Origin of the sequence: Allohoeflea poritis, assembly GCF_027889715.1 — a bacterium.
GTDB lineage: Bacteria > Pseudomonadota > Alphaproteobacteria > Rhizobiales > Rhizobiaceae > Hoeflea_A > Hoeflea_A poritis.
In genome coordinates, this window is record NZ_JAPJZH010000022.1 from 69850 (window position 1) to 82366 (window position 12517).

The window sequence follows — 12517 nt, forward strand, 5'->3', positions numbered from 1 at the left end:
AAATTGATATGTTCATAGACCCAAGGCACCTCGAACAGCTTGCCGTCATCATCGACACGGGCACCTTGCGCGCGGCGGCCGACAAGATCGGAACGTCCCAGCCGGCGCTCAGCCGCATGATCCACACGCTCGAAGGCCGTGTCGGAGCGGCGCTGTTCGAGCGCAATCACCGCCCCTTGAGGCCGACGCCGCTGGGGCGGGAACTGGCTGACCAGGGCCGCACCATCCGCGTCGCGCGCGAACGCTCCGCCGAACTCGTCGACCACAGCATGAAAGGCTTTCTCGGCGTTCTCAAAATCGGCGCGCCGCCTTTTTTATGCGAGCGTCTGGTCTCGGAGGCGATATCGGATTTCCTGGCGAAGCGCCCCGCGATCCGTGTCGATCTCGTGCCCGACTATTTCCCCGGGCTTCATCTGCGGCTCTTCCAGAACGAGATCGACGTGATCGTCGGCCCTGCGAAATCCGCCGATCCGAGCTATTCCAACCTTCGCTTCGAGCCGCTTTTCGAGGACACGAATGTGATTGTCGGGCGCGCCGGTCATCCGCTGCTGACGAAAAAGATCACCGAGCGGGCGCTTTCCGCCGCCACCTGGGTCGGCCATTCGGACCGCAGCATGCTTCGCCACGACATGGAGACGGCGCTGCGGCTGATGGGGGTGCAGAACCTGCGTTTCGCCTTTCAGAGCGAATCCGCCAGCGCCGTGCTGGAGCTTGTCCGCCGCGGTGATTTTCTAACCATCCTGCCGCGCTATGCCGTTCATGCCGATGACGAGGACGGCCTGGCAATTCTGCCGGTCACCTTGCCGACATCGCACCAGACCATCGCGATCATGAGTTTCGCCGAGCGCGAGGAGGGCAAGCTGACCGGCGAGTTCAAGGCGCATTTGAGATCCTATGTCTCGGACCTTTTCGCCGCCTGATCCCATGGCGCCGGCTTTCCGAAGGCAAATGCACGCTTTTGGCGCGCAAACACGATTTGCTGATGTGGCGTTCATGGACCGCCGCATTATATTCGGTGGGCCATGCTGCAGACCCTCAAGCAATTGAAGCAGAAAATCTCGCCCGGCGCCGCCGTGTCGGCCGGCCTGCATGCGGGCCTTTTGGCGTTGCTGGTTTTCGGCCTGCCGGATCTGCACATGGAAGCCGAGGCCCCGCAGGTGATCCAGGTGCAGCTGGTGCTGGCCGAGCCTGAGGCGCAGAACGAGGAACAGCTGCCCGCCGAACCCGAAGCGCCGGAGTTATCCGAGACGCAGGAGACCGCATCGGCCGGCGAGCCGATCGAGGAGCTTTTGAGGATCCTTCGCCCCGTCTACGAATTCGGCGAGGAGGATGCGGGTACCGACGAGGCCTCCGACGGCGATGCGCCGGAGGACCAGGAGGCCGATGTCGCGTCGCCGGCCGAAGAGCCGCCGGAGGAACCCGAGCCGAAGGAGCAGCCGGACGAGGTGTTGGAGGCGGCGCAAGACGAGCCGGCACAGGACACGGAAGCCGTGGAGGAGCCCGAGGAGCCCTCTGAAACCGCCGAGACGGCGCGCCCGTCGCCCGATGGCGACAGCGCGGTTGCCACAACGGCGATGGCCGACATTCCGCGCGGCATCCGCGCCGGCGAGCTTTGCGCCACGGAATTGCGCCGCCAGCTTCTCGGAACCGTTCCGCCCCACCGGCCGAACCTCATTCCGGCCTACCGGCTGGATGAGGGAACCGTCATCCGGGTGCGCAAGGGGGCTTTCCGCACCGCCACCGGCTGGCACAATCTGAGATTCCGCTGCGAAATCGACGATGCCGCGACCCGTGTCGTCGCCTTCGAGTTCGAGGTCGGATCGCCCATCGCCCCCGAAGAATGGGCCGCCCGCGGCCTTCCTGCATCGTGAGGCCGGAATCTTTCTGATTATTCCGGGGCTTGGCCGGAAACCGCTATGCCCGCCCGGTTTGCGGGGGATTGGCAGTCATCATGTCCGCCGACACGAAAATTTTATTGCGCCAGCAGGTTGAAAAAGCGCACAGTGTGCATATATTGGTCTCATAAGGCGCACAACGTGCACTATAACAACAACAGCTGAGCCAGAAATCAGCACAGATAAGGAGACCGAAATGCTCCGACACATGATTGTCGCCCATTCGGCGATGAACAAACCGCGGCAGGACCTGAACGCCCATGCGAAGCTGCACGGCGCGCTGCACCGCACCAGCCGAATGATCACGGATTTCTTCCGCTCCCTGGTTCATTAGGGGATCGCGGCCCGGCCGCGCGCGTGCAGACAACTCCCGGCCAAGAACAGCAGGCCCGCCCGCCATTGGCGCGGCGGGCTTTTGCTTGGGTGGGGAATGGTTGTGCCGGGGGTGAATAGGGACTTTGACGGGTTGGGTTTCGTAGTCCGGATTGAGGGGAAAGCTGACCTTAGCCACAAAGGCCTTGCTAATAATATCGCCGCAAGAGCGGACATTTGAATATCAGGCCGCGTACTTTTTCCTGATGTTCTTTGCAGCTCGGACTGTATCCGTGACTTGTAGACGATACTGATACAACGCCCAACTGACTTCAAATTCGTTTTCAATCTTTTCGCGATTGTATGAGTTTAGCACCATCATCAGCGTGGCTTTTTTTGGCAGTAGCAGTGTTGCACCAAGCCACTTAGCTTCTTCCTCGGTGTTCCGATCATAGGCACGTTCACCATTGTCTTTAATAGGAGTATTCAAGTCATGACCCAAGATTATGTGTGCAAGTTCATGGGCTAAGTCGGAGTTTTGTCTCCGAGGATGATGGAAATCATTGTGGTGAATTTCTTTGTAGCAATTGTCGGAAATAATAAGACCGGAAAACGGATCCTTCGGATGGTTCGCCCAGTATCTTGTTATCTCCGCTGGCAGTACAGGATTGTCCTTGATGCCGAAAATAGGGATTTCCAAATGCGAAGCCAGTTTTCGGGGGCACATAGGCGCGTCAGGCGTCAGGCCGAGTTCCTCTCGAAACTCCTCCGCGTAACGTTCAGCCTCCGCTTTGAATCCATGCTTGAACTTATGGCCCACTTGCTCTGCGTTTCCTCATGTCTTCATAGAGCGTCTTGATCATCAGCTCCATTGTATGAGCGTCCTCACCTTCAATTTGCCTGTCAGCACGCAAGAGCGTCGTAATTTCTGCTATGGTGTCCTTTTGTGCTCGTGGTTCAGCTTTGTCCCTGTAGAACTGGCTAACATCGATTCCGGACCATGAAGCCAACGCGGCAAGGCTATCAACGTCAGGTCTCTTACCCTGACCCATACGTGTAAGCGTTGAGGCCGAGACATTAGATTTCTCTGCAACCTTCTTCCACGAAAACTCTTTACCCCGCCTGATTGCATCAAGGGCAGCATAGAAGCCCTCTGCATCAAAAAAATTCGACATGTGACCTCTAGTTTCACTGTTGCAATTTTTGAAGAATCGGTTATTCCTTCGAATTGCAAGATAGCAACGGATGTCCACCCTAGCAACAAGGAGATTTACGGATGGCACGTAGAGCCAACAGAGAAGTAACCAGCAAAAGAGCCGCGTCGGCCGCGAGCAAGGTATTGAGAAATCCAAAGTCGAGCAAAGCAGCAAAAACAGCAGCGGCATCGGCTCTCACCCAACGCCCTAACCGCAAGAAATGAGGGTACGACGAGAAGAATAACGACGGGAGCGGGCTACTACACCGCCCCACAAATATCTCGATGTTCAATAAGGAATTTCGGAAATGATTGAAGGACTTTACAAAGTACAGTTTCAGGCACCCTTGGGGATGGGGTATGGCGTGATCCACTTGCAAAACGGCACAGCAAACGGCGGAGATTCCGCGATAGCATATACCGGCAACTACAGCGTTGATGAGGAACAGTTCTCGTCAACAATTCAGATAAATCGGCACTCTGACAGCCTTCCGACCGTGCTAGGTGTTGATAATGCCAGCCTGAACATCAAGGGAAAAATTGATGGGAACACCATTGTTGGTGACGGAACTACCGCACAGGCACCAGGGGTAAACCTATCAATTCAACTAAGTTTGTTGAAAGCTGCTTGAAACAAGCAAAATCAGAATGGTGAAAGAAACAAAAAGATATGGCTAGATGCACGGCACCAGTGATGGGCCATAGATCAGCAGCCGCAGCAGCCAACTGTCCTGCATGCGGTGGCCGCTACGGTCGCTCCCGGAGTTATGGTGGATATGGCAGCAGCTACGGGTCAAGTGCGTCTACACCTTATTCCCCTATGAGCAATAGTAGTGGCCGGACAACCGGTGGTTCGGGCCGCCGCACAACAAAACCGCGTTGGTCGGGATCCAGCTCGGCAGCGTGGTATACGCCTGAACAGGTACTCGCGCTCACGCCGATTAGAGAAAACGTAGAAAGCTTAGCGGTTTCGCAGCCTGATCTCCGAGATGTATTCCTCTGCCATGCGTGGGATGACAGGCAAGGGTCTGCAAAAGAACTCCATGATTTGCTTGAAGCTCGAGGTGTCCGCGTTTGGTTCAGTGAGAAAGATCTCGGACTTGGGGTTCCGATGATGCGTGCCATCGACAAAGGATTGGTAAATTCACGCGTCGGGATTGTATTGGTGACACCAGCTATGCTGCGACGTTTGCCAGCAGAAGGGGTCGCGGACAAAAAGCTTTCCGCACTCCTCCGACGCGAGCGCCTCGTTCCGGTTGTTCATGGGACGACTTATGAGGAGCTTGAGCATGTCAGTCTCCTACTGGCTTCCCGAGCAGGGCTTAGCACTGCCGAAGAGCCAATGGCTGAAGTCGCGGCCAAGATAGCCGAACTGGTCGCCACTTAACGGTACTGCTTTCCAGGACAGGTTGTTTTCTTAATCCCTGTGCGAATTTCCGGTTTAGTGAAGATGCATCTAGAATCATACACTGCATTGAACGACCGCTCTGGGCCGTGAGCTACAAAAAATGCCGCTCGACTAACTCGCTTAAAAAATTGGCCGGAGCTCGCCCGCATCCATCTCCTTAACCACCTTCTCCTTATCCCCACCCGCCACAGGCGCGTCATGTCGCATGCCCGCCCCACTGACAAAACCGGTTGCGGTGCCGGAACACTGCCTTATCTTCGTGGGCTCAACACAGCCGGGAGGTGCCGCGATGGAAAGCCTTGCTGACGATCTTGCCACGCTGGTGCGCCAGCGGCTGGAGCCCGAACATGTGCAGGCGATGCGGGCGATCGGCGAGAGCGTCGCGCTTTCCGCCGGCGGGAAGGTCTTCGCGGTCGGCGGACGCCAGGACCATTTCCACTATATCGAGGAGGGCGCGGTCGAGGTGATTAACCCGATCACCAACCGTCCGTTTCCCGAGGGCGCGATGGGGCCGGGCGAATTCATCGGCGAGATCGACTTCCTCTCCGGCGGGCGGGCGCAGGTCGATATCGTCGCCGAGACCGATCTGCGCCTGTTGCGCGTGCCGCGCCAGGCTATGCTCGACCTGATGGCGCGGGTGCCGGAACTCGGCGACATCATCGTCACGGTCTTTGCCGCGCGCCGCCGCCACATGATCGAGAACAATCTGCTCGGCATCACGCTGCTCGGCGGCGAGGCCGACCGCGACATCCGCCGTATCGCCGATTTCGCTAACCGCAACCGCATACCCGCCCGCCAGGTGGCGCTGGGCTCCAAGGAAGCGGCCGATCTCGCGCAGGGCTGCGGGCTCGACCCGTCACGCCCCGCAGTCATCCTCGGGCCGTCGGCCGCCCTGCAGAACCCGACGCCGCGCCAGGTCGCCGCCTATTTCGGGATGGACCGCACGCTGTCGGCCGATCGCGTCTATGACGTGCTGATCGTCGGCGGCGGCCCGGCCGGCATCGCCGCCGGCGTCTATGCCGGGGCCGAGGGGCTCAAGGCGCTGGTGATCGAGGATCTCGCGATTGGCGGCCAGGCCGGCTCCTCCAGCCGCATCGAGAACTATATGGGCTTTCCCACCGGCATCTCCGGCGCGGATCTGTGCTGGCGCGGCGAGGTGCAGGCGATGAAATTCGGCACGCGCTTTGCCGTTCCGCGCCGCGCCGCGGCCGTCTCGGAGGAAGCCGGCGGCGTTTTCCGTGTCTCGCTGGAAGACGGCGAGGCGGTGCGCGCCCGCGCCATTGTCGTCGCGACCGGCGTGCAATACCGCAAGCTTGCCATCGAGGGCTTCGAGGATTTCGAAAGCGCCGGCATCTATTATGCCGCCACCGATCTCGAGGCGCGCTATTGCAAGGGGGCCGAGGTCGTCGTCATCGGCGGCGGCAATTCCGCCGGCCAGGCGGCCATGTTCCTCAGCCGCGCGGCGCGCCATGTCCATGTGCTGATCCGCGGCACGTCGCTCGCCGCCTCCATGTCGGACTATCTGCGCAACCGGCTCGAAAGCGACCCGGCGATCACGCTGCACACGCGCTCGCAGCTTTCGGCCTGCCACGGCGACGGCAATCTGGACTGCGTGACGATCCACGACGCCGGCGCGGGAAGGGACTGGCGGCTCGACACGCCCGCCGTCTTCGTCATGGTGGGCGCCGCGCCCAATACCGGCTGGCTGTCGGGCTGCGTCGAACTGGACGACAAGGGTTTCGTCAGGACCGGCGCGGAGGTGGGCGCCGCTTCCGCCCACGGAACCTCCCATCCCGGCGTCTTCGCCGTCGGCGATGTGCGCGCCGGCTCCGTCAAGCGCGTCGCCTCGGCTGTCGGCGAGGGCTCCGTGGTGATCAGCCGGGTCTTTGCCTATCTGCAGGAGAGCAGCGCGAACGGGCAGGGCTGAGCATCACGGCTCCAGCGCCTTTTTCACGAAACTGCCGTCCACGGCCCGCCTCATGTCCACCGGCCCGTCGAGCAGCCCGGCGCCGACGGCCGCGTCCTCGACGTTGGGGATGATGTCGGTAAGGAACGAGCCGGTGAGAACCTTGCGGTTCTGGCCGAGCGAATAGAAGACGACGCCGTCAAAGGCGGTCTTGAGCGCCTTCGGATCCGCGCCGACAGCCTCGGCGATGATCGCCCGCCCGCGCGCAAGGTCCGCCTCGTAAAAATCGAGCGATGCCTGCCAGGATTTGAGCAGCGCGACGACCGCGCCGGGCCGGGCCGCCGCGAAATCCTCGCGAACGACCAGCACGTCGGAGATCAGGCCGGGCTCGGCCCCGGCGGTGAACACGGTCTCGATCGTGTCGTCCCCGTTGCGCGCCAGCGACAGATAGGGCTCGTAGGTGATGGCAACCGGCACCTTGCCCTCCACCAGCGCCTTGCCGGCCTCGGCCGCCTCCAGCGGCACCGGCGTGACGTCGTCGATGGAAAGGCCGTTCCGGGTAAGTGCATATTGCAGGAGGATGTCGCCGGTCGAGCCCGGCTCATAGGCGATGCGCTTGCCGTCGAGATCGGTGACGAGGGCGATCGGCGGCGCGGCGATGATGGCGTCGCCCATGGTCGAAACGTCGAGCAGCGCGACGATGCGCACATCGAGCCCGGCGGCGACGAATGCCATGGCCTTGTGGGTGGCGACATTCGCCGCGTCCAGTTCGCCGGCGGCGAGCGCCGTGTCGATCGCGGCATCGGTGGAAAAGTTCACCAGCACGACATCGTCGAGCCCGGCCGCCTTGAACAGGTCCTGCTTGTCCGCGATATGCCACTGGCCGTAGCCGAGCCAAGGCTCCAGCCCCATGCGCACCGGCCCCGGCTCCGGTGTGTCGGGCAACTCGGAGGCGAGGCTCGCGCCCGCCAGCAGTGTCGCGGCCAGCGTGCCGCATAAGGCCTGAACGATCCGCCGTGCAATCATGTTCGCTCCCTGTCTGTCTGCCTTGTCACCGGTATTTCGCCGCCGTGATGAACTCGCCGAAGGTCTCGCACCACACGAGCACCGTGTTGTATTGATTGATGTCGATGCCGTCCGGCACGTCCACGAGGAAGCCTTCGAAGGTCTTGACGTCGCCGATGCGCGGCGAGGCGTCCTTCAGCGGCAGGAAATCGTCCTCGTGCTCGACGAATTGGCTGACGAGATAGACCTTGTAGTCGGGGCCGGGCGCAAGGCGCCCCTCATGGACGATCCTGTCCGGCGTCAGGCTGACCGTGCCTTCGCCCCAGTGCAGGAAGTCGCTGCCGCGCAGATCGCGGCTGAATTCGGCGGAATATTGCGCGGACCGGGCCGTTTCCTCAAGCACCGCGGCATCCGGCGCCGGCGGCGCGGTCAGGATGGGCAGGAAATAAATCCCCAGCGCGAAGCCGACCGCCAGCGCGGCCCCGTGCGAGAAGAGCAGAAAGATCAGGCGGCGCATGGATCCCCCCGTTTCAGGACTTTGAGGTGGAAACTAGCGCAGCGCCGTGTGAATTGACACGAAAAAGGGCGCCGAATCCGTTCAGCACCCTGTTTCGTTCATGTGCGACGATCCTTATGAGCCGAGTTTGCGGCTGACATAGTCGTCGATCTCGTCGCGTTTCGCGCCGATATCCGCCAGGTCGCGGTCGGAGAGGGACCGGAGTTCACTGGCCGAACGGCGGTGCTTGCGCCATGCATTGTATCTATCGAGGACAGACATTGTCTTTCTCCTTTCTCGATGTGTTCGAGAAGGAGATGGGGATCAATTGTGGCGGAAAAGGCCCTTTTTGATCATGGCAGCCATGCGGCTGGGGCAGGCCTTTTTTCGGCGATCGGCGCCGGGTCACGGTCACACTATTCGCCGGTTCCGTCGAAGGTGGAGGACCAGCCTTCCGGCCACAGGCCCGTTTGCTGCAGGAAGATGCCGATCAGCATGAGAATGATGAACAGGATCGCAACGACCAGCCCCTGCCGGGCGCCCGGCATCTTGCCGAAATAGGTATAGCCGCGGATCCTGTGTTTCGGGTCGTTGTCCATTTCGTTCTTCACTTTCGCAGATACCGCACAAACACGTGGCATGGCCCGTAGACCGGAGCGTCAAAATCGGTCAGGTGCGCGCAGCCCGCCTTTCGGAAGGCGCTGTGGGCGCGGACATTCTTCACCGATCTGCAAAGACCCGCAAGGGGCGCGTCCGTGGTTTCGGCAAGACGGGCAAAGAGCAGCTCCAGCGCCGCCGGTCCCGCGCCCTTTCCGGCCGCGTCCATCGCGCCGATGAAGATATCGATATCCACCGACCGGGGCGGAATGGCGTCGAGCCCGACCGAGGCCAGTGTTGAAGGATCGACGGTCTCCCAGCGCAGATATCCGATCGGCCTTCCGTCGCTCGCGATCAGCGCGTGATTGTCCGGCCCCGTATCGTCGAACTGCTCCAGCCGCCCGACCGGATCGCCCCACCATGTCGACACATGATCGCTGTGCAGCCATTCCGCAATCGTTTCACGATGGGCAGGTTTGACGGGAAGCAGCGTGATCATGAGCGGGTTTCTTTCCGGTAACCCCGGTCACACAACGTCAATGGAAGATTCCATCCAATTGGCCGCGACTTCGGCCACATCCTCCCATCCGGGTTCCATGAACAGGAAATGCGCGTGGTTCTCTGCAAGATGATAGGTGCCGTTTGCGCCGTATTTCTCCGCGATCTGCCTGCCGACGGCCGGACGCACGGCCCGGTCCTCTGCGCCGCAAAGAACAAGCACGGGGCAGGTCACCTTGTCGAAATCCACCGCCACGGCGCGGTTGTCGTCGAACATCCAGAAGAACATCTCGAACATCACCCGGCCGGATTCCGGGCCGAGCTTGTCGAATGTCTCGTGTTGGGTCTTCTCGTCCAGCCTGTTCCAGGCAAAGGGCGCGATGAGGCCGAAATCGACCCGCAACGGCGCTTTCCAGAACGGGCCCTGTTCCATGAAGGAACGGGCCACGGCCCGCTCGTCATCCGTCTCGGGCAGCATGCCCCAGGTCGCGTTCGGATTGATCAGAACCAGCCCGCTCGCCAGCCCCTGCGCCGCCACCTGCTGGGCGACAATGGCGCTGACGGCATGGGCGACGATGACCGGCGGGCTGTCCAGCGTCCTGACGAAGGCCGCGATGTCCTTCGTGTAGTCGAGTATGCTGGTGTCGGCGAAGGCGGGATCGGGTTCCGCCTTCGGATCGCCCCCATGGAAGCGCAGCGCCGGTGCGTGGCATGTCCAGCCGCGCGCTTCAAGGAACCGGCGGTAATTGTCCATGCACCAGGGGCCCGCAAAGGCCCCGTGGATCAGAACGACATTTCTTGCCATGGCGCTGTCTCCGCTGACGATTGCAGTGTTCGGCAATCACAATGGAGGATTTTTCAGCGCCGGTCACCGGTCATTTGAGCGGAATCCAGACTTCAACGGTCCCGCGCCCTGTCGAAGCATCGAAGCGCTGGTCGTAAAGTTCGAAATCCGGCGTTTCAGCAGGCTCAAGCCCCTCATCGGGCAGCGCCTTGTTCCAGATCGTATAGATCGTTTTCGCAATGTCCGAGATATGGCCGCTATGGGTGAAGACGGCATAGCGGGCCTTGGGGATCAGTATTTCCTGCATCCCGTCGGGCACGGCGATGTCCGGTCCCGCCTCATGACCGGCCAGATACCGGAAATTGCCGTTTTCGTCGCCGTCCCAGCTCACGCCGTAGGACGGGTTGTTTATGGCATCGCCCAGTTCCGTGTAGCGTGCCGCAAAGGCCTGCCACAGGGGCGGGATGGTGCTGGTGGTCTCGACACTGGCCTGTTTGCTCATGCCGATGACCCTGAAGCCGTCGCGTTCCCTGATCTCCGGTTTGGCGACGTTCACAATCAGATCTTTTTTCATTTTCAAAGGCTCCATCAGTTCAAGGTCCGCGATTGTCCGGGCCTGTCGCACGCTGCTTGGCAGCACCCCGAAATATCGGGTGAAGGCCCGGGTGAACGCTTCATGGGAGCCGAATTGCGCATCGAGCGCGATCGTCAGGATATCGTCCTTTCCGCTCGCCAGCCGCTTGGCCGCCTCCGAAAGCCGCCGTGCCCGAACATAGGTCATCGGCGAAAGGCCGGTGACGGTTCGAAACACGCGGGCCATGTGGAACGGGCTCGCGGCGCAACGTTCGGACAAGAGGCTGATCGACAGCGGATCATAAAGCTGTCTCTCGATCTGCCAGACGAGGCGTTCGGCGACACTCACGTTTTTCTCCCTTCGACATTCACGCGCAGAACATCGCCGGATTCACACGCGCCCGCTTGATCGATATTGCGAAGTTGCACCGCGAACCGGAATTGATCCCGGTCTCAACCCTTCGCCTGCACCGCCGCGCCGCTGGCCTCCAGGGAGCTGATTTCATCGCCGCTGAAGCCGTGTTCGGCCAGAACCTCGCGGGTCTGGCCGCCGAGCACGGGCGCGCCGAGCCGGTTTTCCGCGGGCGTCTGCGAAAACCGCGCCGGATTGCGGGTCTGGCGCAGCCGGCCGGCCTGCGGATGCTCGAGCTCCTCGACAATATCATTGGCGCGCACCTGCGGATGGCGGATCAGCTCTTCGCGCGTCAGCACGGGGGCGCAGGGCACATCCCTGGCTTCGAGCCGCTCGAGCCATTCTTCGGTGTTGCGGCCCTTGAGGATCGACTGGATCAGGTCGAGCCGCTCGTTCTTGAACCGCTCGCGGCCCTCGGCCGTCCGGAACCGCTCGTCCTCCAGGATGTCGGGCCGCTCGGCGGCATGGGCGAAACCCTGCCATTCCTTGTCCTGCATGACGGCGACGCTGATATAGCCGTCCGTCGTCTCGTAGATCAGGTCGATAAAGGACTGCGCGTTTTCCTTGTCGCCTTCCTCGCCGACAAAGGTGTGGCGGCCCATGTCCGAACTCCACAGGAACGACACGACCGTGTCGAGCATGGAAAGCCGCACATGCTGGCCCTTGCCGGTGCGTTCGCGCGACAGCAGTGCGGCGGTGATCGCTTGGCTGGCCTGGATGCCCGTCACCTTGTCCGGCAGGATGGTGCGCACCAGCCGTGGGCGCGCCTCGTCGGAGCCGGCCTGCACCGTCGTCAGGCCGGAAACCGCCTGGATCAGCGGATCGAACACCGGCTTGGCCGCATAGGGGCCTTCAAAGCCGAAACCGGCGATCGACACATAGACGATCTGCGGGTTGACGGCGCGGATCGCGTCCTCGCCCACGCCGATCCTTTCGGCGACGCCCGGCCGGAAATTCTGGATGATCACGTCAGCCTCGGCCGCCAGGCGCTTGAGCGCCGAAAGCCCGTCCGGGTGTTTCAGGTTGAGAACCACGGACCGCTTGTTGCGGTTGTTGTTGAGGAAGGACGCGGAAAAGCCGCCGCGCCGCGTCGCCACATGGCGGGCATGATCGCCGGACGGCGCTTCCACCTTGATGACGTCGGCGCCCTGGTCGGCCAGCGTGCGTGTCGCGAGCGGCCCCGATATCATCGAGGTCAGGTCAATGATCTTGAAGCCGTCAAGCGGTCCGGACATGGCTTTGTCTCCCCAACAGGCATCCAACGATATAGGGCGCCTGCTGCGAAGACCACAATTCTTCTTTTTCCGGCTTCATTTCCACCTTAGAGCGAGTTGTGGCCAGATTGAATCATTTGACCGCGGCGATTTTGGTTTCTGGCAAGGCGGGTTGCGCGCCGTGGTGCCAACCCACCACAAGCGCGAGCCAACGACGCCAGG

At 61.5% G+C, this 12517-nt stretch carries 17 protein-coding genes; 7 read left to right on the forward strand and 10 right to left on the reverse strand.

What is annotated here, in order from left to right:
• The first annotated feature begins 8 nt into the window (after nt 1-8).
• From OOZ53_RS23815 to OOZ53_RS23825, 3 genes are all read left to right on the forward strand, one after another.
• Nucleotides 9-920: a LysR family transcriptional regulator gene (locus OOZ53_RS23815; RefSeq protein WP_271092273.1), complete on the forward strand. Its 912-nt coding sequence runs from the start codon at nt 9-11 to the stop codon at nt 918-920.
• A 102-nt stretch (nt 921-1022) separates the two neighbouring features.
• Nucleotides 1023-1871 carry a DUF930 domain-containing protein gene (locus OOZ53_RS23820; RefSeq protein ID WP_271092274.1) on the forward strand — a complete coding sequence of 283 codons (849 nt, stop codon included), beginning with the start codon at nt 1023-1025 and terminating at the stop codon, nt 1869-1871.
• A 220-nt stretch (nt 1872-2091) separates the two neighbouring features.
• Nucleotides 2092-2229: a hypothetical protein gene (locus tag OOZ53_RS23825; RefSeq protein WP_271092275.1), complete on the forward strand. Its 138-nt coding sequence runs from the start codon at nt 2092-2094 to the stop codon at nt 2227-2229.
• Between the two features lie 222 nt (nt 2230-2451).
• On the opposite strand, the gene OOZ53_RS23830 is transcribed toward OOZ53_RS23825, so the two are convergent.
• Both OOZ53_RS23830 and OOZ53_RS23835 read right to left on the reverse strand, forming a co-directional pair.
• Complete coding sequence (locus OOZ53_RS23830) at nt 2452-3027, reverse strand: ImmA/IrrE family metallo-endopeptidase (protein WP_271092276.1); 576 nt, start codon at nt 3025-3027, stop codon at nt 2452-2454.
• A complete protein-coding gene (locus OOZ53_RS23835; RefSeq protein WP_271092277.1) occupies nt 3017-3382 on the reverse strand; it encodes a helix-turn-helix domain-containing protein in 366 nt (121 codons plus the stop codon). The genes OOZ53_RS23830 and OOZ53_RS23835 overlap by 11 nt, the downstream gene beginning before the upstream one ends.
• 328 nt (nt 3383-3710) lie before the next feature.
• On the opposite strand from OOZ53_RS23835, the gene OOZ53_RS23840 reads away from it, so the two are divergent.
• The 3 genes from OOZ53_RS23840 to OOZ53_RS23850 all read left to right on the forward strand — a co-directional run bounded on the left by OOZ53_RS23840 (nt 3711) and on the right by OOZ53_RS23850 (nt 6737).
• The gene (locus tag OOZ53_RS23840) at nt 3711-4034 is read left to right on the forward strand and encodes a GrlR family regulatory protein (protein ID WP_271092278.1); all 324 of its coding nucleotides are present in this window, start codon (nt 3711-3713) and stop codon (nt 4032-4034) included.
• 188 nt (nt 4035-4222) lie between these two features.
• Nucleotides 4223-4789: a toll/interleukin-1 receptor domain-containing protein gene (locus tag OOZ53_RS23845; protein WP_333780610.1), complete on the forward strand. Its 567-nt coding sequence runs from the start codon at nt 4223-4225 to the stop codon at nt 4787-4789.
• 310 nt (nt 4790-5099) lie between these two features.
• Complete coding sequence (locus OOZ53_RS23850; RefSeq protein ID WP_271092280.1) at nt 5100-6737, forward strand: FAD-dependent oxidoreductase; 1638 nt, start codon at nt 5100-5102, stop codon at nt 6735-6737.
• 3 nt (nt 6738-6740) lie between these two features.
• On the opposite strand, the gene OOZ53_RS23855 is transcribed toward OOZ53_RS23850, so the two are convergent.
• The 8 genes from OOZ53_RS23855 to OOZ53_RS23890 all read right to left on the reverse strand — a co-directional run bounded on the left by OOZ53_RS23855 (nt 6741) and on the right by OOZ53_RS23890 (nt 12316).
• Nucleotides 6741-7742, reverse strand: coding sequence for an ABC transporter substrate-binding protein (locus OOZ53_RS23855; protein WP_271092281.1), 1002 nt, complete (start codon nt 7740-7742; stop codon nt 6741-6743).
• 25 nt (nt 7743-7767) lie between these two features.
• A complete protein-coding gene (locus tag OOZ53_RS23860) occupies nt 7768-8238 on the reverse strand; it encodes a DM13 domain-containing protein (RefSeq protein ID WP_271092282.1) in 471 nt (156 codons plus the stop codon).
• 114 nt (nt 8239-8352) lie between these two features.
• Nucleotides 8353-8499: a DUF1127 domain-containing protein gene (locus OOZ53_RS23865; protein WP_271092284.1), complete on the reverse strand. Its 147-nt coding sequence runs from the start codon at nt 8497-8499 to the stop codon at nt 8353-8355.
• Nucleotides 8500-8633: 134 nt separating this feature from the next.
• On the reverse strand, nt 8634-8816 hold the full coding sequence (locus OOZ53_RS23870) for a hypothetical protein (RefSeq protein WP_271092285.1): 183 nt from the start codon (nt 8814-8816) through the stop codon (nt 8634-8636).
• Between the two features lie 8 nt (nt 8817-8824).
• Entirely contained in the window at nt 8825-9313 is a 489-nt protein-coding gene (locus tag OOZ53_RS23875; RefSeq protein ID WP_271092286.1) for a GNAT family N-acetyltransferase, read from the reverse strand.
• A gap of 27 nt (nt 9314-9340) precedes the next feature.
• Entirely contained in the window at nt 9341-10117 is a 777-nt protein-coding gene (locus tag OOZ53_RS23880; protein WP_271092288.1) for an alpha/beta hydrolase, read from the reverse strand.
• Between the two features lie 70 nt (nt 10118-10187).
• Nucleotides 10188-11018, reverse strand: a complete 831-nt coding sequence (locus tag OOZ53_RS23885) for an AraC family transcriptional regulator (RefSeq protein ID WP_271092290.1) — start codon at nt 11016-11018, stop codon at nt 10188-10190.
• Between the two features lie 104 nt (nt 11019-11122).
• The gene (locus tag OOZ53_RS23890) at nt 11123-12316 is read right to left on the reverse strand and encodes a CaiB/BaiF CoA transferase family protein (RefSeq protein WP_271092291.1); all 1194 of its coding nucleotides are present in this window, start codon (nt 12314-12316) and stop codon (nt 11123-11125) included.
• Between OOZ53_RS23890 and OOZ53_RS23895 the strand changes: the two genes are divergently transcribed.
• Nucleotides 12315-12517: hypothetical protein (locus OOZ53_RS23895; protein ID WP_271092292.1), on the forward strand; the 203-nt coding region annotated here is incomplete at its 3' end. The genes OOZ53_RS23890 and OOZ53_RS23895 overlap by 2 nt on opposite strands.